The organism is Phocaeicola faecalis, from assembly GCF_021730445.1.
Taxonomy (GTDB): Bacteria; Bacteroidota; Bacteroidia; order Bacteroidales; family Bacteroidaceae; genus Phocaeicola; species Phocaeicola faecalis.
The window spans coordinates 1-18,787 of record NZ_JADNRM010000005.1 but is presented as its reverse complement, the minus strand read 5'-3'; the positions used below and the strand labels follow the sequence as shown (position 1 = coordinate 18,787).

Here is an 18,787-nt window from a genome sequence, read left to right as displayed (position 1 = left end):
CTTATGAAAACAATTTATGTATTTTTGGCAGAAGGCTTCGAGGAAGTGGAAGCGCTGACCCCGGTGGATGTGTTGAGACGTGCAGGTTTGCCTGTGAAGACGGTCTCTGTAACCGGTGTGCTGACCGTAAATGGTGCACACGGAGTTCCGGTTATAGCCGATATGGTGTTTGAAGAAGTGAAAGAAGCGGATGCGGAAATGATTGTATTGCCCGGCGGTCTGCCCGGAGCGACAAATCTGGATGCACACCAAGGATTGAGTGATTTGATTATGGCCTTTGCAGAAGCCGGTAAACCGTTGTCTGCCATTTGTGCCGCTCCGTTGGTATATGGAAAGCGTGGTTTGTTGAAAGGAAAGAAGGCAACTTGCTATCCGGGTTTTGATAAATATCTGGACGGTGCTGACTATACAGCCGCTCTGGTACAGAATGACGGCAACTTTATTACAGGAAAGGGCCCCGGCGCTGCAATGGACTTTTCATTTGCAATCGCAGAAAAGTATGTCGGTGCAGCTAAGGTGAAGGAACTGAAACAGGCTATGATGATTGCTGAATAACAATAGATGACTATTTTATGAATATCAAAGGAAGATGTGTCGAAAGTGGATTATCAGGCTTTTAGGCGCATCTTCGGTTATTATAATATAAAACCAACATGAAGAAACACATCATCATAGTGGCCGGCGGCAAAGGCTTGCGCATGGGAGGGGATATTCCTAAACAGTTTCTTCCAATAGGGGGGAAACCTGTGTTGATGCGTACTATTGAGACTTTTTATACTTACGATTCCTCTATACATATTATATTGGTTCTTCCCTTGGCACAACAGGCCTACTGGAAGGAACTTTGTGCAACATATCATTTTGTGCTGCCTCATGATATTGCCGATGGAGGAGAAACCCGCTTTCATTCCGTAAAGAATGGTTTGTCACTCGTAGAAGGGGAAGGCTTGGTAGGCGTTCACGATGGTGTCCGTCCTTTTGTGTCCCAACAGGTGATTGCCGGGTGCTATAATACAGCGCAAAAGAAAAAAGCTGTTATTCCTGTAATTGATGTGGTGGAGACTGTGCGGCATCTCACGGAAAAGGGGAGCGAGACCGTCCCACGCAATCAATATAAATTGGTTCAGACTCCACAGGTATTTGATGTACAATTGTTGAAAGATGCTTATCGGCAAGAATATACCGATGCTTTTACCGATGATGCTTCTGTAGTGGAAGCAATGGGTAAAGAGGTATGGTTGGTAGAAGGAAATAGAGAAAATATAAAGTTAACAACCCCGTTTGATTTAAAGGTAGCAGAGATATTGCTCTGATATGTTTGATATTACCACTCGTGACATAAAGTATTTGCAGGGAGTAGGCCCTCAGCGTGCAACTATCCTGAACAAGGAACTGAATATCTTTTCCTTGCATGACTTGTTGTACTACTTCCCTTATAAATATGTAGACCGCAGTCGTCTTTACTATATCCATGAGATAGACGGAAATATGCCCTATATCCAACTGAAAGGTGAAATCCTCAGTTTTGAGACTTTTGGCGAAGGAAGACAGCGCAGACTTGTCGGCCATTTCTCGGATGGGACAGGGATTATTGACTTGGTTTGGTTTCAGGGAATCAAATATTTGCTGGAACATTATAAAACTCGAACAGAGTATATTATCTTCGGCAAGCCGACTGTATTCAACGGCCGTATCAACGTAGCCCATCCCGATATGGACTTATCGGGCGAACTTACCCTTTCCACGATGGGCTTGCAACCTTATTATAATACTACCGAAAGGATGAAACGCGGTTTCCTCAATTCGCATGGGTTGGAAAAGCTGATGAAAAACGCTCTTGCTTTATTGCAGGACCCCCTTGCGGAGACATTGAGCCCGCAAATCATAGAAGAGCATCACCTGATGTCTTTGGATGATGCGCTGCATAATATTCATTTCCCTCAAAATCCGGAACTGCTTCGTAAGGCTCAATACCGCCTTAAATTTGAAGAACTATTCTATGTGCAACTCAATATTTTGCGTTACAGCAAAGACCGACAGCGTAAATATCGCGGTCTGTCTTTTGATAAGGTAGGGGAGATATTCAATACCTTCTATTCCCAAAACCTTCCTTTTGAATTGACCGGAGCACAGAAACGGGTAATAAAGGAGATAAGGAAAGATATGGGTAGTGGGCGGCAAATGAACCGCTTGTTGCAGGGTGATGTGGGAAGCGGGAAAACATTGGTTGCCTTGATGTCGATGTTGATAGCACTGGACAATGGTTTTCAGGCTTGTATGATGGCACCGACTGAAATTCTTGCAGCACAGCATTATGAGACAATTCAGAAATTCCTATTCGGCATGAATGTCCGGGTGGAATTGTTGATGGGCTCCGTTAAAGGAAAGAAGCGCGAAAAGATTTTAAAGGATTTGCTTACCGGAGATATTCAGATTTTGATTGGGACACATGCCGTACTCGAAGACACGGTGGGCTTTTCTTCTTTGGGGATGGTGGTGATTGATGAGCAACATCGTTTTGGAGTAGCTCAGCGTGCCAAACTGTGGATGAAAAATACTTGTCCCCCTCATGTGCTTGTCATGACAGCTACTCCTATCCCGCGAACATTGGCTATGACACTTTATGGTGACTTGGATGTATCGGTGATTGACGAGCTTCCTCCCGGACGTAAACCTATTCAAACTGTCCATCAGTTTGACAATCGTCGTGCCAGCCTTTACGCTTCTATCCGTAAGCAGATAGAAGAAGGGCGTCAGGTATACATTGTTTATCCTTTGATAAAGGAAAGTGAAAAGATGGATATTAAAAATTTGGAAGAGGGGTATGAACATATATGTGCAGAGTTTCCCGATTGCCGGGTGAGTAAAGTACATGGCAAAATGAAACCTGCCGAGAAAGATGCCGAGATGCAACGGTTTGTTTGTGGAGAGACGCAGATAATGGTGGCTACTACTGTGATTGAGGTCGGTGTAAACGTTCCTAATGCCTCGGTGATGGTCATAGAAAATGCAGAACGTTTCGGACTCTCTCAGTTGCATCAGCTTCGAGGGCGTGTTGGCCGTGGCGCCGACCAGTCTTATTGTATTTTAGTGACCACTTATAAGCTTACCGAGGAAACCCGAAAACGTTTGGAAATTATGGTGCAGACGAATGATGGTTTTGAGATAGCCGAAGCAGACTTGAAACTTCGTGGTCCCGGTGATTTGGAAGGAACTCAGCAAAGCGGTGTGGCTTTTGACTTGAAGATAGCAGATATAGCTCGCGACGGACAGTTGCTTCAGTATGTACGTGAAATAGCAAGCCGCGTGGTGGATGAAGACCCGGCATGCACCCGGTCCGAGAATGCCGTGTTGTGGCAGCAACTTCAGGCCTTGCGTAAAACTAATATAAATTGGGCGGCAATATCTTAGTTTACCCTGTACTACTGTTAAAATAGAGGATATATGTTGCATAACATAAAAGACCTTTATCTTCCCTGTTTATAATGGTTTTCGTTCGTTCTATAATACTTTTGCATATATTCTACATAAAAAAAGAGTTAAAGATAGACCCGTTGTTTCGAAGAAAAAGTCTATCTTTGGGAGAATTTTTGAATAGAAGTATCTCGATAACCTTAAAAAGAACCAATATTATGATGGAAAAAACGTTAGTCATTTTGAAGCCCTGTACTCTTCAAAGAGCACTGGTCGGTGAGATAACAAGCAGATTTGAACGCAAGGGATTACGTTTGGCCGGAATGAAAATGGTTCAATTGACAGATGAGGTGCTTAGTGAACATTATGCTCATTTAAGTTCAAAGCCGTTCTTTCAGCGCGTAAAGGACTCAATGATGGCTTGTCCCGTTATTGTTTGTTGCTTTGAAGGTGTAGATGCTATTCAAGTGGTGAGAACATTAACCGGTCCTACTAACGGTCGCTTGGCTGCACCCGGAACTATCCGTGGAGATTACAGTATGAGTTTCCAGGAAAACATTGTCCATGCATCCGATTCGCCTGAAGCTGCCGAAGTAGAACTAAAAAGATTTTTTAAACCAGAAGAGATATTCGAGTACGAGCAAGCCGTGTTTGGCTCTCTTTATGCTAATGACGAATATTAAAAGAAAAACAAAAGAAACGGATGATTTTGAAATGTATTAAAGTAGTCGCAGCGGCAGCTTTCGCCTTAGTCAGCCTGAATGTGTCAGGACAGGACTTGTTGGCACGCCAGGCGCCAATCGACAGAAAGTTGAAGGCAGTAGATTCTGTTGCATTGATTCGCCAGATTAAAGCGGAGAAAGCTGCTTATCCTGCATACACTCTTTATCCTAACTGGAGCAATGAACGTGTACACGCTTACGGTAATACCGTTACTATCCCTGATACTTTCCGTATTGATATGACCGGCTTCCACATGCCGACTGAACATACAAAGATTACTTCAAAATTTGGTCCCCGCCGTCGCCGTATGCACAATGGATTAGATATTAAAGTCTACATTGGCGATACGATTCGTGCCGCTTTCAGTGGAAAAGTGCGTATGGTGAAGTACGAACGTCGCGGTTATGGAAAATACGTGGTAATCCGTCATGAGAATGGTTTGGAAACTGTCTATGGGCACTTGTCCAAGCAGATTGTAAATGAAGACCAATATGTAGAAGCGGGCGAGCCCATCGGATTGGGTGGTAACACAGGTCGTTCTACAGGTTCTCATCTTCATTTCGAAACTCGCTTCTTGGGACAAGCCATTAATCCGGCTTATTTGTTTGATTTTGAAAAACAGGATATTGTTGCCGATTCTTATCTGTTCAGAAAAGGCAGTAACAGATATCAGCGTAATAATACCAGCAGTAAGAATGTCAGTCTGATGGCATCTTCGGATGGAACGATTCGTTATCATAAAGTACGCAGTGGCGATACGTTGAGCCGGATTGCACAAAAGACAGGTACATCTATCGATGCGCTGTGTAAATTGAACCACATTACTCGCAGAACGATACTTCGTCCGGGACAAGTGTTAAGATGTTCTTAAGTAATAGTTAATTAAGAAATATAAAATAGGGCGGGAAGGAGTATTCTTTTCCGCCTTTTTGTTTACGCTTAAGCAGAAAAATGTGTAACTTTGTCGCCTATTCATAGAGAATGATGAAAGATACTAAACAACAATTTGAACATGTGATAGCTATTTGCCGTGATTTGTTTGCGAAGAAACTGCATGATTACGGTGCTGCATGGCGTATCATGCGCCCTTCATCTGTTACCGACCAGATTTTTATAAAAGCCAACCGCATTCGAAGCATTGAGACCAAAGGGGTAACGATGGTGGACGAAGGTATCCGTTCGGAGTTTATGGCTATCGTTAATTATGGGATTATCGGTTTAATCCAGTTGGAATTGGGATATGCCGAGACGGATGACATGACAGAAGCGCGTGCTTTGGAATTATACGACCAGTATGCACGACAGGCATTGGAGTTAATGCTTGCCAAGAACCATGACTATGATGAGGCATGGCGTAGCATGCGCATAAGTTCTTATACCGATTTGATTTTGATGAAGATTTACCGCACCAAGCAAATCGAGGGGCATGATGGGGCTACCTTGGTATCCGAGGGAATTGATGCCAATTATATGGATATGATTAATTATTCGGTATTTGGATTGATAAAATTAGAATTTGGAGAGTAAGCGTTTACATAGCATTATTGGACTTTGGACAAATGCATGCCGTTTCTTTTTGGCCATTGTATTTATATTTTCCGGCTTTGTCAAGGCGGTAGACCCTTTAGGTACTCAATATAAAATTCAGGATTATCTGGAGGCTTTCGGTTGGGCTGCATTGGTTCCGGCATTTCTTCCGTTCTTGGCATCGGTATTGCAGGCAATGATTGAGTTCTGTCTGGGTGTATACCTGTTATTTGGCATTCGCAGACGGACAACAACTTTGTTTATGCTGATTATCATGGGAGTGATGACGCCGCTTACTCTGTGGTTGGCAATTGATAATCCGATATCGGATTGCGGCTGTTTCGGCGATGCGGTGGTGTTGACCAATTGGCAAACTTTCTGGAAGAATATTGTCTTGTTGTTGGCTGCGGTGTCGGTGTTCAAATGGCGAACCTGCATTACTCCATTGGTAACTAAACGTTTTGACTGGCTTGTTGCGCTTTATACGTTCCTTTATATATTGGGAATGACTTTATACTGTTATCGTGAATTGCCGGTTTTCGATTTCAGACCTTACCATATCGGTGCTGATATTCGTAAAGGAATGGAAATTCCGGAAGGCGCTCAGCCCACTGTCTATGAAACTCGTTTTATCTTGAAAAAGGATGGCGTGGAGAAAGAGTTTTCACTTGAAAACTATCCTGATAGCACATGGGCATTCGTCGACTCTAAAACAGTTGTTAAGGAGCAGGGTTATGAACCGCCTATTCATGATTTTTCCATGATTAGGCAAGAGGATGGCGAGGATATCACTGAAGAAGTGTTGGACGATAAGGGGTATACTTTTCTGTTGATAGCCCACCAGTTGAATCAAGCTGACGACAGCACTATCGATTTGATAAACGAGCTTTATGATTATAGTGTGGAAAATAATTATAAGTTCTACTGTCTCACTTCGTCTCCCGATAAAGACATTGAAGACTGGCAAGAACGTACCGGAGCGGAGTATCCTTTCTGCTTGATGGATAATATTACATTGAAGACCATGATTCGGTCTAATCCCGGATTGATGTTGTTGAAGAATGGTGTAGTAATCAATAAATGGAGTGTGAACAGTCTGCCTGACGAATATATGCTGACCGACCGTTTGGAAAAGCTTCCGTTGGCACAGATGAATGCTAAGACATTCAGCCACAAGGTGGTTCTGGTATTTGCATGGTTTATATTTCCGTTGCTGTTCTTCAGTATGGTAGATGCCGTTTGGGAACAATATCACAAGAAAAAGAGAATAAAATTGAAAGAGAATCAAACAAAATAATTTCATTAACCCTTTAACAAAAAAACAAAATGAGAAAGAACATTGTTGCAGGAAACTGGAAAATGAACAAGAACCTTCAGGAAGGTATTGCTCTTGCAAAAGAATTGAACGAAGCATTGGCTGCTGACAAACCTAATTGTGACGTAGTAATCTGTACTCCGTTTATTCACTTGGCTTCGGTTACTCCTATTGTTGATAAAGCTGTTATCGGTGTCGGTGCAGAAAACTGTGCAGACAAAGTATCAGGTGCATATACAGGTGAAGTTTCTGCAGAGATGGTAGCTTCTACCGGTGCAGAATACGTAATCTTGGGTCACTCTGAACGTCGTGCTTACTATGGCGAAACTGTAGCTATTCTGGAAGAAAAGGTAAAACTGGCTTTGGCTAACAACCTGAAACCTATCTTCTGTATCGGTGAAGTTTTGGAAGAACGCGAAGCTAACAAACAGAATGAAGTAGTTGCTGCTCAGTTGGCATCAGTATTCTCTTTGTCTGCTGAAGACTTTGGCAAGATTATCTTGGCATACGAACCGGTTTGGGCTATTGGTACAGGTAAGACTGCTACAGCTGAGCAGGCTCAGGAAATCCATGCATTTATTCGTTCTTTAATTGCTGACAAGTATGGCAAAGAAGTTGCAGACAATACTTCTATCCTTTATGGTGGTAGCTGCAAGCCTTCTAACGCAAAAGAATTGTTTGCTAATCCTGATGTGGATGGTGGCTTGATTGGTGGCGCTGCTTTGAAGGTCGCTGACTTCAAGGGCATTATCGATGCATTCAAATAATTGGTTAATTAAAGGCTGCCCGGTGTAGCCTTTCCCGGGTGTGTCAAAATGAAAACAACCTGTCATTTTGCTGTAGGGATAGATTGAATCCGCTCCTGCAATAACAATGTGGCGGTGACTTTGGAATTTTGACACACCTCCAATATTCTAAATTCATTAAACGACATGAGATACATTTTTATCATATTCTTCTTAGCCTTTGGTCTTTCTGCTTTTGCACAGCAGAATATTGTAGAAAGTCTCCAGCATAGTCGCGCCGGAGAGGGTACAGTGACCATTCATCAAGATTCTAAGATAACAGGTCTGATAGGTACAATCCATACCAAGAGTGCTGTCGGAAGTGAGCAAAAGACATTGAAGGCCAGAGGATATCGGGTTCAGGTTTATGCCGGGAACAATTCTCGCGTGGCTCGCAACGAAGCCAACAATATGGCTAATAAGGTAAAAGAGGAATTTCCGGATATGCCCGTTTATGCTTATTTCCAGCCTCCTCGTTGGCTATGCCGTGTAGGTGATTTCCGCAGTATCGAAGAAGCTGACGCAGCCATGCGTCGTTTGAAGACTACCGGTGCTTTTAAAGAAGTATCTATTGTTCGTGAACAAATTAATATCCCCCTAGACTAACATGGAAGAACTATTGCACCCCGAATGGTCTGCAGAGAAGATTGCGCAGTTGAAAGGCCATTATGAGAGTATTTTATCGCTGTTGGGCGAAGATGTAGAAAGAGAAGGATTGCTGAAAACGCCCGAACGTGTGGCAAAAGCAATGCTGACGCTGACGCGCGGTTATGAACAAGACCCCCATGCTATTTTGTTGGGAGCTAAGTTTAAAGAAGAATATAGCCAGATGGTTATAGTGAAAGATATTGATTTCTTCTCTTTGTGTGAGCATCACATGTTGCCGTTCTATGGCAAAGCGCATGTGGCTTATATCCCTAACGGTTATATTACGGGTTTGAGCAAGATAGCCCGTGTGGTTGATGTCTTTTCACACCGTCTTCAGGTGCAAGAACGTATGACGTTGCAAATTAAAGAATGCATTCAGGAAACATTAAATCCATTAGGCGTAATGGTGGTAGTGGAAGCGAAGCACATGTGTATGCAAATGCGTGGGGTGGAAAAACAGAATGCCATCACTACTACTTCTGATTTTACCGGAGCATTCAATCAGGCTAAGACTCGGGAGGAGTTTATGAATCTTATTCGTCATCAACGCTGACCTATTATAACTCTACCAACTGTGGACAATGTGTCAAAACTTCCAAGTAATGTCATATTGTTGCTGTAGGGCAGATTAAATCTGCCCGAACGCATGCGGTAAATCATTTTCGTGTGGATTCAATCTGTCCCTCCGGTCAAATGATAGGCATTTCATGTTGGCACAATCTTCCTGTGATAAATGAAATCCTATGCTTTGAGTACCACCCGGTCGCCTGCACGTTTGGCCATCTCTTTCAATAGTTCGCTCAAGTCTTTGTAGTGAGCCATAATTTCCAAGCATTTGTTGGCGTCTTGAGCCACTTCGGGCCTGCCTAATGCTTGCAATGTATGTTTCATTTCTTCTTCCAGTATGGCCAGTTTAAAATCGATGATTTGATGCGGAACCAGTTCATGTAAACGCTCTTCATCCGTTATTATCTTTTGAGATTTAGAATGATATTTACTTAGTTGGTAACGGTCATTTATCATCTCTGCAGCCAATCTGCTGATGGTAGGATCGGGATGTGCCAGGAAATAACGCTCTGCCGTAAAGTTCTGGTCATGCAGATGACTCTCTGCTTCTGCCAATATTTTTCTATGTAATGGGTTGTGAAACTGCAACTCATCCTGTTTCAAGTCCATTGAAATATATTCTATCACTGTAAGTGGCGTTTCTGCATTCTCTTCTGTCTCTACATAACACATAATCCTTTCTCCATAGCGGATTAGAGTTTTTATCAGTAGTTGTTCTTTGGCATAGAATACATACTTTTCCCTTCCTTCTTCGGGAATGTAGGACTGGTATTGTGCTTCTACTTCCTCGGGTGGGAAAGGAGGAGGGGGAACGTTGTCCTCTGCTCCCATGGGAGGCGGGACCATATCAGCGGAAGGAGAAAGCATAAGGTTGTTGTCGGTCGCATCTTTCTCTTTCTTGATTTGTTCCAAATAGTTATCATCACGTTGCAGTAGATGCTTCTTTATCTCATTCAGGATAATCTGTTCGTTTACATTCAGAATGGTAGCACATTCCTTTACACAGGCATAACGAATCACATCATTGGGAATCAGTCCGATGCTTCTTGCCATATCAGCTATCAGACCGGCTCGCTTGACAGGATCTTTTTGAGCATCCTTTAGTAATAAGTTGGTTTTAAAACGAATGAAATTTTCTTCGTGATCGGCAATGTATTGCTTAAACTCTGTAGCATTGTGTTTTCGGGAAAAACTGTCAGGGTCATCTCCGTCAGGAAGGAGCAGGACTTTGATATTCATCCCTTCTGCGAGCAGCATGTCTATGCCTCGGATGCTGGCTTTTATACCGGCTTCATCACCGTCATATAATAACGTGATATTTGCAGTAAAACGATGGAGCAGGCGGATTTGTTGTTCACTCAACGAAGTTCCCGAGTTGGCTACCACATTCTCCAATCCACATTGATGCATGGCTATCACATCGGTGTATCCTTCTACCATGTAAACGCAATCAGCTTTAACAATGGCTGCTTTTGCTTGGAAGATGCCATATAGCTCTTTTCGTTTGCTGAATATTTCCGATTCGGGTGAATTGACGTATTTTTGATTGACTCCTTTGGTGCGGCTGTCCAACACGCGTCCGCCGAAGCCTAATACTTTTCCGCTGATGTTGAACCATGGAAAAATAACGCGCCCCCAAAAACGGTCGCGCAGACTGCCGTCTTCTTTTTCGTAACACAGGCCGGTCTTTATCAGGAATTCTTTTTTATATCCTTTGCGTAAGGCTTCCTGTGCCAATGCATCGTGTGCCGTGGTGCTGTAGCCCAACTGGAATTTTTTCACGATGTCGTCGCGAATACCACGTTGGCGGAAATAGGTCATACCAATGGCTTTGCCATCAGCATGGTTATAGAGGATATTTTGAAAATAATCACGTGCGAATTCATTTACCACGAAGAGGCTTTCACGTACATTTTGTACTTCTTTCTCCTCATCGGTAAGCTCACGCTCTTTTATTTCTATATTGTATTTTTTTGCCAGCCAGCGCAGTGCTTCGGGGTAGGTCATCTGCTCGTGTTCCATCACAAAGTGAACCACGTTTCCTCCTTTACCACAGGCAAAACATTTGCATAATCCTTTGGCCGGTGACACGTAGAACGATGGAGTCTTGTCATCATGAAACGGGCAAAGCCCTACAAAGTTCACACCTCGCTTGCGTAGGGTGACAAATTCGGATACCACATCTACTATCTGTGCAGCGTCCAATATTCGGTCTATGGTGGGTTGGTCTATCATTGCGAATGCGAAGATAATAAAAAAACGCCGTCGGAGGTGAGCCCGATGGCGTTTTTAACGGAATATTATAATCAGGGATTATTTGATATTCGGATTCAGCTTGTTCCATTCGGAAACAGGCGGAAGAACACCCATCGCAATGACTTCGTCACGCAATGCGCAGAGGTGTTCATAACTTTTTTCCAGTGCGGCTTCTTCTTCAGGGCTACCTTTTACGTCTTTCAAATGACAGCCGTCTTTGGTTATTGAGGTTTCCCAAGCCATCATGATGTGGTCAAACTTGCCATTTGATACATAAGTACCTGCCGGCCAGCGGAATGGTTTTCCTCCCATGGCGGCAGCAATCATTTCGATTGAAACGTATGAAGGACTTTGGAAAGAAGAACGTCCGCGCAGGTTGATGATATTTGCACCGCCTTTGGTTACTTTTTGCTGAATCTCAGCCCATTGTTCTTTAGTCAGTTCGGGAGTGCCGATGATATCGGATAAAGGCTTTCCGTTCACTTTTGCGGTGGAAGCGTAGACTGCCATCTGCTCACCGTGACCGCCATAAGTGCGGCAGTTTTCTACTTGGTCCATAGCGATACCGAAATGCTTGGACAGTTCGCTACGCAGGCGGGTAGAGTCAAGGGCGGCAAGAGTAGTGACCTGTGAAGGCTTCAGGCCTGAATATAATAAGGTAATCAGACCGGTGATATCGGCCGGGTTAAAGATGACTACGATATGTTTTACATCCGGACAATAAGCTTTTACATTTTTGCCGAATTCTTCGGCGATGGCAGCATTTCCTTTTAATAAGTCTTCACGGGTCATGCCTGCTTTGCGGGCAGCACCTCCCGAGTTTACAATATATTTAGCACCGGTCAGGGCTTCTTTTATATCGGAAGTGAACGTAATGTTCATGCCTTCAAAGCCACAGTGGAACAGTTCTTCTGCCACACCCTCCAAGCCCGGAGCATAAGGGTCGTATAAACAAATATTAGGAGTAAGGCCCATCATAATAGCGGTTTGAGCCATATTGGAACCGATCATTCCAGCAGCGCCTACGATTGTTAGTTTTTCGTTTGTTACAAATTCCATAATTCTTTTATATTTTAAAGTTTGTATAATATAAACGTTTTCGCAGGAGAGTATGTTTTCTCTTTCCGAGTACAAAGGTACGAAAGTTTTCGATAGGGTGTTTATTCTAAAATATTATATCGGATAATAGAATGTTATTAGTGAATCTAATCAAAAAAAACAGCTTGCTCTATTTTACTTTTATTTCTTTACCGGGTCTTATATATAGAACGTCCATTTGGAAGGGCTCACAAAGAGGTACGTGAAACATGAATATATAACGAAATAAGATAAACTGGTATGTGTATAACAAAAAAAATGATAGCGTATGAAACCGATTTGTAAGTTATTAGCTTTAGGAGTAACTGTTATATTCCTGATGCAATCGTGTGTAACAGTGCGTTCACCCCGCCATCGTCACCATCACAAGCATCGTTTTGTCGTTGCGCAGTTGATAACGGGCACGACCTTGTTTAACCGTCCTTTAGTAGAATGCCCTGCGGCATCAGAACCTGTCGTTTATGGAAATTGAATTGGAAAGGAAGATGATGGAGCGTCTGTATCATCGTTCTCAAAAGGGAAAAAAACAAAAACAATAAACAATTATGAAGAAGATTTTGAAAACTTTCAGTTTGTATTGCCTTTCATTCCTCTTTTTGGCTGCAATGAATGCATGTCAGAATGACGATGTGGCATCTATCGATGAACAGGAACAAGAACAGGAATCAAATTCCGAGAGTCTTACTGCTGTTATTTCCGACGGGCTTCACAGTAATTGGAGCGAAGGCGACCCCATCATGCTGGTTCATAACGGACAGACTATTATTGCAGAAGCGCAAGAATCCGGCAGTTCATCCATTCTGTCAGGTACTATTGAAGGAACTTTCACTGATGACAATCCTTTGTTTGGTATCTATCCGGCAGATAACAGGGTATCTTCAGACGATGAAAGTTTAACTGTAACCATACCTGCCACTCAAACCGGAAATGAGAATGGATATGATGAAAAGTCGGTAGTGGCAGTGGCCCGTACCACATCTGATTCTTTGAATTTCCAGACTGTTTGCGGTGGCATCAAGCTTAACTTCCAGATGTCGGGCGTAACAGGTATTGAACTTGAAAGCGTTGACGGCTATGCACTTTCCGGTACGGTCGGAATCAAATGGGATGAACAGGGAAAACCGACAGTTGATAAAATAGAAAACGCCCATTCCATCATTACCTTCAATGCTCCAAATGAGTCCGGTTTCATCCCCGGAAAGGATTATTATATCTCGACCCTGCCTTGTGACGTTTATGGAGGTTATAGACTTTCCATTTACAAGGACGGCTTGGTAGCTCATTATTTCAGTGTACATCAAACGATAGAGCGAGCCGATTATATAACCCCGGACGACTTGGTGGAAAGCGAGTTGGAGTTTGACGACCCGGATGCACCGCTTGTGGAAGAAGAACGTCCGGAACTGGATGCCACGACCACAGCCCTTCTTCGCCAGTACCAGCAAAACCAGACAGAGGACAACAAGCTGGCTCTTTTGAATCAGATGGGATTACGGTATGATAAAGTTGTCGCACGAAAGAAGGCCAAGCTTCGTGAATTGGAGAGGGAAGCAAAGACTTCCGACCTCGTAGCGGAAATGCAGGGTATTGTGGATGAAATGGTTGAAAATCGCGACATTCGGCTGGAGCAACAGTTCCTGCGACTCATTGACCCTCGAAATGACGAAAACCCGAAGGATGCCTGGATGGTGCTGCGCGGTGCATCGGCTCCGAATGCTTACATCGGCTATGCACCTGTGACCAATGCTGAATACGCAGCCTTCGAAAAGGGATTCATGTATGATGCAGGAAAGGATAATTATCCGGTAGTGAACATTACGATTGCCGAAGCTACGGCTTATTGCGACTGGCTTACGGCTCAAGATAACGCCCATGTATATCGGCTTCCGACCGATGAAGAATGGATTCTCGGTGCCGGACACATGCCGAAGGATGTTACAATGAACTCCGGTCGCGTGGAAACGGGATTGACACCGGTGGATGCCTATAGCCAGACGACAGGTGCATGTGGAGGTATTGACTTTTGGGGTAACTGCTGGGAATGGACTTCCTCGACCTATGCAAACGGACAGTATATCATCAAAGGAGGCAGTTGGGATTCAGAACGCGACGATTGCCGTAGCGAGAAATCGGATGTCGTAAGAACAGGCACACAAGGTTATGCCAATGTCGGTTTCCGAGTGGTAAGGACTGATGCCTCCAATGCACGATAGATTCACAATTTTATAAATATCAACTTATGAATAACCAAATAAAAAAGGAGAATTTACGTATGAAAAGATTATTTTTAATAATGGCTATCGCCATTGCTGCAAGCCTTCAAGTGTCTGCACAAAAGAATAATAACCAACAAATGACAGCACAACAACGAACAGAGCAGCGCATCAAATTGCTGGACGAGAAACTTAGTTTGACTGAAGAACAGAAGACAAAGCTCCGTGAGCTTTATTCAGATTTCAACAAACAGAAATATCCACGTGAGAAACGTAAAGAGGCGATGGAAAAGCTGACGAGCGACATTGCTCTTCTACTGACAACCGAACAACAGACCATTTACAAACAAATGGTGGAGCAGGCGATTGCTGAAAAGAAGAACGGAAAACGTAATAAGCCCCAAGAATGAAAATTAGTAAAGTATGGTTTCAAAGAACAGCCGTCTTTGCCGCAGTTCTTTGTATGAGTATTCTTTCTGCTGCATCGCAAAATCAAATGACAGATTCCGGTTTTGGTTTTGACAAATGGATTTACGATAATACCGTCTTTCCTTATAGGAAAACTATAATAACAGTTGTTGATACGCAGCAAAAGCCGGCATTGGTGGTTTACTTGCATGGTAGTCCCAAGCGGGGCAGCGACAATGTCAGTCAAATGACAGAAGAAGCGATTTATATAATTGCCGACTATCTTCGTAGAAACCGTATTCATTCCGTAATGATTGTTCCTCAATGTCCTGACTCCCTTACATGGGGAGCCAGGACAAACGAGGCTATCAAAGCCCTTATAGATAAATATGTGGAAGAGGATAAGGTTGATGTGAACCGTATCTATCTGCTTGGAGGTTCAATGGGAGGAACGGGAACATGGTTGATGGCAGCAGCCTATCCTCATTTATTTGCAGCTGTGATGCCTGTGGCGGGCAATCCTGAAACCGCTGATGCCGGGCTTGTGGCATATACTCCTGTTTGTACGGTAATGGGAAGCGATGATAATCTGATGACCATTCCGCGTGTCAGTACATTCGTGAAACAATTGCAAGAACGGGGTGGAGAGGTATTGTTTGATATTGAACAAGGTTGGTCACATGTGAAGACCTGCACCGGCAGCTATACTGACACACGTCTCGATTGGATTTTCGGGCATAAACGCCTGAAACATGGAGAGTATTACTGAACTTCGCTCGTTGCAAATCCGTTACCTATTCCGTTTTACTCTATGCGGAAGTTGCTTATAAACAGGTAGATAAATCTGAAACATAGAATTGTTACCAAATCGTTATCTGTATCTTTTAAATTCTATATATTTTATAATATTGTGCTGCCATCGCTTCTGTATCTCCCTATTGATGGGAATGTAGCAGTGGCAGCACATTTGTTAGCCTCCGGGAAGGGTGATATAGCTTTTAAGTGCGTCTACATATTCTTCAAAGGCTTCAACGCCTTTCGGAGTAATCTTACAAATCGTACAAGGCATTTTGCCTTTGAAGGTCTTAATGACTTCCACATATTCTGCCTTGTTCAGTTTGTCTATCTGTACACTCAGATTGCCTGCCGTTGCTCCTGTCTGTTGTTTCAGATAGCTGAATTCGGCTTCTTCCACCGAAACCAGTATTGACATAATGGCGAGTCGAAGCTCGGAGTGTAGCAATGGATTTAATTCTTTGAACATAGGTGCAGGTTATAATTTTTTTTGTTTACGGGCGGCATGGTTCAGTACATGTCCCGGGATAATCATCATGAAAATAAACACGGGTGCGAATATCAATATTTGGTTAAAACCCTGATAGAAAAGGCATCCGATGGAACTTAATGCTCCCAGTGTGCCACAAATTGTCACAGTTTTATAATTTATCACCAGTCCTGTCAATGTAGTGCCCATGCCCATCAACAGAAGAACAAGGAACAGGATGGGAAGTTTCCAGAAGAACATGGCGAGTAGGGATACCAAGAAGCCTGCCGTGCCGAATACTAGCCAAATGTAACTGATGACTTTGTCTAAATGACTTTTGACAGTCGGCTGCTGATTGCGTGCGGAGAGGTAGGTTCCTGTTCCTCCTATAATAGGGAGTATAAACCATAGATACTGCCAGTAATTATTCTGTGTGTTGGTTACCAGAAGCCAGACTAACAGGCTGACAAACACGGTGGTATATCCCCATAGCAGGAAAGGCATTCCACAATTTGTCTCCATTCTGCTTTTCGTATTCTGAATCATTTGAGCGATGAGTTCCAAACTCTCTTTCTCATTTAATTTTCTTTCTTCCATAATTTATTTGTTTTTAATAAAACCATTTGTTTGTTTCTTATCATTTTCTGTTTTTACAGGGCGCGCGGTCTGTTTTTATTTGGATGGTGCAGACGTGTTTTCGGAAGAAGTTTTTGATGCTTCTTTGTTGAGACGATGCCCCGGGATAATCATCATGATGATAAATGCGAAGGCAAATGCAGGGTATTTCAGGTCAAGTAGGCTTGGGTTCAGAATCTGGGCCAATGTCATTACCCCTATTGCCAGGCCGCATCCTGAACAGTTATATGTGAACTTGTCATTGATAATACTTCCGGTGATGCACATTCCCAATGAGACCAGTATTAAAATCATCGGTAAAATGAAAACCATCGTATTGAAGTAAAGAGCACAGATGATGCTGACACAGATACCGTATTCACCAATAATTTTCCAGATATTTTTTAATACTTTGTCAGTATAGGTTAATACAGGTTTCACTTCTTTTTTTAATTGCCAATACGTGATGGGATATCCGATGACCGGAATGGCAAACCACAGCCAATTCCATGTAGGATTGTCGGTAGAGAGGGTTAAAATGTATACGACAAGGGCAGTAACAGTGCATAGATACCCCCATAGTAAAAGTATGTTTCCGTTGCCTGTTTGGAGGTTTTTCTTGCTATTCTGAATCATTTGAGCGATGAGTTCCAAACTCTCTTTCTCATTTAATTTTCTTTCTTCCATAATGTTTTTCTTTTTAGTTTGTGATTGATTAATATTTGATGCTTTTCTCTATGGCTGTTATCAGCAGGCTGATTCCCCAACCTGCTATAACCCATAATACCCACCAGTAATGTGGACTTGTAAACCAGTTTACGGCTACCAAAAACAGGTTTATCACGACATAATAGACTAATGACCAAGTGAGCCAATTCCAAAAATAACGGGCTCTTTGTTGGCATACCGCTTCAATTTGTTCTTCGGTTGGAACGGATTTCTCATTGCTCTGGTTTGTTTTCATTTTTTTTTATGATTTATATGCTGAGTGATAAAAGTTTATCTTTAATGACTACTTTGCAAATATAATCTAGTTTATAATATAAACCAAATTCTAAGAGAACTTTTTTTGTTGTTTCTCACATTTTATATAAGTGCTTGTTTGTAAATGGTCTTTAGTTTATTTGGCTGTTTGCAAAATTTTTATTGATAGAAGGCCTCAGTTGTAAAGGGGAGACAAATGGGGCGAATTTTGGAATGAGATATTGCGGAACCTGAGGGGGGACAAATGAATCCAATCTGGATACGGGATATGACGGAGCCTGTCATAATGACATATATATGTGTAGTCTTATGCGTACGTCCGTGTAGGCCGATGCGTATATACGTGTAGGCTCATGCGTACGTACGTGCAGGCTCACGCCACCGTATGTGTAGACCGATGCGACATGTACATTAAAAAAGAACAGGCATTCCACACAGAGTGCTGAAAAAAGACCTTGATGTTTTCGAAAAAGCTCGGTGTGTTTTCAAAAAAGCTCGGTGTGTTTTTTAAAGCGGCCAGTATGTTTTTTAAAAAGCTCGGTGTGTTTTCGAAAGAACTCGGTGTGTTTTTTAAAGAGTTCGGTGTGTTTTTTAAAGAGCTCTTTATGTTTTCAAAAAACCTCAGCACCTTTTAAGAAAGCTGGGTATGTTTTTTATGCAGTGGCGGGTGGGATTATCCCCTCATTAAGCCGGTCTTCCTTCTTCTCCCTTCATCCTTACATTTTAATCAAATTGCACTGTCAATCAGATGGTTAATAATGACAACACATCCCCTCATCCTCCTTTCAGCCGTGCTTTTCACGTCCCTTCACAATCTGCCTTCAGTAATTCCCATAGTGTTACACATCTTTTTAGCCTACCGTTTTCCGTAGGGGCAGGGTTTGCCTGCCCGAAGACACAAAGCAAACTGTTTTCGGGCGAGCGAACCTCGCCCCTACGAACGAAACGACAGCATTATCCACGTTTTGAC

Annotated in this window: 21 protein-coding genes; 15 read left to right on the top strand and 6 right to left on the bottom strand. The window is 42.8% G+C overall.

What is annotated here, in order from left to right; translation table 11 throughout:
- Window positions 1-3 precede the first annotated feature (3 nt).
- The 10 genes from IR173_RS07455 (at window position 4) to folE (ending at window position 8,965) form a co-directional block, all read left to right on the top strand.
- Window positions 4-555: a DJ-1 family glyoxalase III gene (locus tag IR173_RS07455; RefSeq protein ID WP_237039030.1), complete on the top strand. Its 552-nt coding sequence runs from the start codon at window positions 4-6 to the stop codon at window positions 553-555.
- 98 nt (window positions 556-653) lie between these two features.
- Entirely contained in the window at window positions 654-1,313 is a 660-nt protein-coding gene (locus IR173_RS07450) for a 2-C-methyl-D-erythritol 4-phosphate cytidylyltransferase (protein ID WP_237039029.1), read from the top strand.
- 1 nt (window position 1,314) lies between these two features.
- On the top strand, window positions 1,315-3,411 hold the full coding sequence (recG, locus tag IR173_RS07445) for an ATP-dependent DNA helicase RecG (RefSeq protein WP_237039028.1): 2,097 nt from the start codon (window positions 1,315-1,317) through the stop codon (window positions 3,409-3,411).
- A 221-nt stretch (window positions 3,412-3,632) separates the two neighbouring features.
- Window positions 3,633-4,097, top strand: coding sequence for a nucleoside-diphosphate kinase (gene ndk / locus IR173_RS07440; protein WP_237039027.1), 465 nt, complete (start codon window positions 3,633-3,635; stop codon window positions 4,095-4,097).
- Window positions 4,098-4,117: 20 nt separating this feature from the next.
- Window positions 4,118-5,008: a M23 family metallopeptidase gene (locus IR173_RS07435; protein WP_237039026.1), complete on the top strand. Its 891-nt coding sequence runs from the start codon at window positions 4,118-4,120 to the stop codon at window positions 5,006-5,008.
- A gap of 113 nt (window positions 5,009-5,121) precedes the next feature.
- Window positions 5,122-5,664 (top strand): DUF1599 domain-containing protein, encoded by a 543-nt coding sequence (locus tag IR173_RS07430; RefSeq protein WP_237039135.1) that lies wholly within the window; start codon window positions 5,122-5,124, stop codon window positions 5,662-5,664.
- Window positions 5,654-6,961, top strand: a complete 1,308-nt coding sequence (locus IR173_RS07425; RefSeq protein WP_237039025.1) for a BT_3928 family protein — start codon at window positions 5,654-5,656, stop codon at window positions 6,959-6,961. The genes IR173_RS07430 and IR173_RS07425 overlap by 11 nt, the downstream gene beginning before the upstream one ends.
- A gap of 29 nt (window positions 6,962-6,990) precedes the next feature.
- Window positions 6,991-7,746: a triose-phosphate isomerase gene (tpiA, locus tag IR173_RS07420; protein ID WP_237039024.1), complete on the top strand. Its 756-nt coding sequence runs from the start codon at window positions 6,991-6,993 to the stop codon at window positions 7,744-7,746.
- A 165-nt stretch (window positions 7,747-7,911) separates the two neighbouring features.
- A complete protein-coding gene (locus tag IR173_RS07415; RefSeq protein ID WP_237039023.1) occupies window positions 7,912-8,370 on the top strand; it encodes an SPOR domain-containing protein in 459 nt (152 codons plus the stop codon).
- Window position 8,371: 1 nt separating this feature from the next.
- On the top strand, window positions 8,372-8,965 hold the full coding sequence (folE, locus tag IR173_RS07410; protein ID WP_237039022.1) for a GTP cyclohydrolase I FolE: 594 nt from the start codon (window positions 8,372-8,374) through the stop codon (window positions 8,963-8,965).
- 188 nt (window positions 8,966-9,153) lie between these two features.
- Here the strand turns inward: folE and dnaG are convergent, their stop codons facing one another.
- Together dnaG and IR173_RS07400 are read right to left on the bottom strand one after the other, a co-directional pair.
- Window positions 9,154-11,214, bottom strand: coding sequence for a DNA primase (gene dnaG, locus IR173_RS07405; RefSeq protein WP_237039021.1), 2,061 nt, complete (start codon window positions 11,212-11,214; stop codon window positions 9,154-9,156).
- Between the two features lie 78 nt (window positions 11,215-11,292).
- Window positions 11,293-12,294 carry a malate dehydrogenase gene (locus IR173_RS07400; RefSeq protein ID WP_237039020.1) on the bottom strand — a complete coding sequence of 334 codons (1,002 nt, stop codon included), beginning with the start codon at window positions 12,292-12,294 and terminating at the stop codon, window positions 11,293-11,295.
- Window positions 12,295-12,601: 307 nt separating this feature from the next.
- Between IR173_RS07400 and IR173_RS07395 the strand changes: the two genes are divergently transcribed.
- The 4 genes from IR173_RS07395 (at window position 12,602) to IR173_RS07380 (ending at window position 15,723) form a co-directional block, all read left to right on the top strand.
- The gene (locus tag IR173_RS07395; RefSeq protein ID WP_237039019.1) at window positions 12,602-12,805 is read left to right on the top strand and encodes a hypothetical protein; all 204 of its coding nucleotides are present in this window, start codon (window positions 12,602-12,604) and stop codon (window positions 12,803-12,805) included.
- Between the two features lie 73 nt (window positions 12,806-12,878).
- Window positions 12,879-14,546 carry an SUMF1/EgtB/PvdO family nonheme iron enzyme gene (locus IR173_RS07390; RefSeq protein ID WP_237039018.1) on the top strand — a complete coding sequence of 556 codons (1,668 nt, stop codon included), beginning with the start codon at window positions 12,879-12,881 and terminating at the stop codon, window positions 14,544-14,546.
- 59 nt (window positions 14,547-14,605) lie between these two features.
- Window positions 14,606-14,956 (top strand): Spy/CpxP family protein refolding chaperone, encoded by a 351-nt coding sequence (locus tag IR173_RS07385; RefSeq protein WP_237039017.1) that lies wholly within the window; start codon window positions 14,606-14,608, stop codon window positions 14,954-14,956.
- Entirely contained in the window at window positions 14,953-15,723 is a 771-nt protein-coding gene (locus tag IR173_RS07380; RefSeq protein WP_237039016.1) for a carboxylesterase family protein, read from the top strand. The genes IR173_RS07385 and IR173_RS07380 overlap by 4 nt, the downstream gene beginning before the upstream one ends.
- A gap of 201 nt (window positions 15,724-15,924) precedes the next feature.
- On the opposite strand, the gene IR173_RS07375 is transcribed toward IR173_RS07380, so the two are convergent.
- The 4 genes from IR173_RS07375 to IR173_RS07360 form a co-directional block, all read right to left on the bottom strand.
- Window positions 15,925-16,218 (bottom strand): winged helix-turn-helix domain-containing protein, encoded by a 294-nt coding sequence (locus IR173_RS07375; protein WP_237039015.1) that lies wholly within the window; start codon window positions 16,216-16,218, stop codon window positions 15,925-15,927.
- A 9-nt stretch (window positions 16,219-16,227) separates the two neighbouring features.
- On the bottom strand, window positions 16,228-16,815 hold the full coding sequence (locus IR173_RS07370; protein WP_237039014.1) for a hypothetical protein: 588 nt from the start codon (window positions 16,813-16,815) through the stop codon (window positions 16,228-16,230).
- Between the two features lie 75 nt (window positions 16,816-16,890).
- A complete protein-coding gene (locus IR173_RS07365) occupies window positions 16,891-17,520 on the bottom strand; it encodes a hypothetical protein (protein ID WP_237039013.1) in 630 nt (209 codons plus the stop codon).
- Between the two features lie 28 nt (window positions 17,521-17,548).
- Complete coding sequence (locus IR173_RS07360; protein ID WP_237039012.1) at window positions 17,549-17,797, bottom strand: 2TM domain-containing protein; 249 nt, start codon at window positions 17,795-17,797, stop codon at window positions 17,549-17,551.
- Window positions 17,798-18,275: 478 nt separating this feature from the next.
- Here IR173_RS07360 and IR173_RS07355 point away from each other — a divergent pair, with 478 nt between their 5' ends.
- Window positions 18,276-18,452 carry a hypothetical protein gene (locus tag IR173_RS07355; protein ID WP_237039011.1) on the top strand — a complete coding sequence of 59 codons (177 nt, stop codon included), beginning with the start codon at window positions 18,276-18,278 and terminating at the stop codon, window positions 18,450-18,452.
- The last annotated feature ends 335 nt before the right edge of the window (window positions 18,453-18,787 follow it).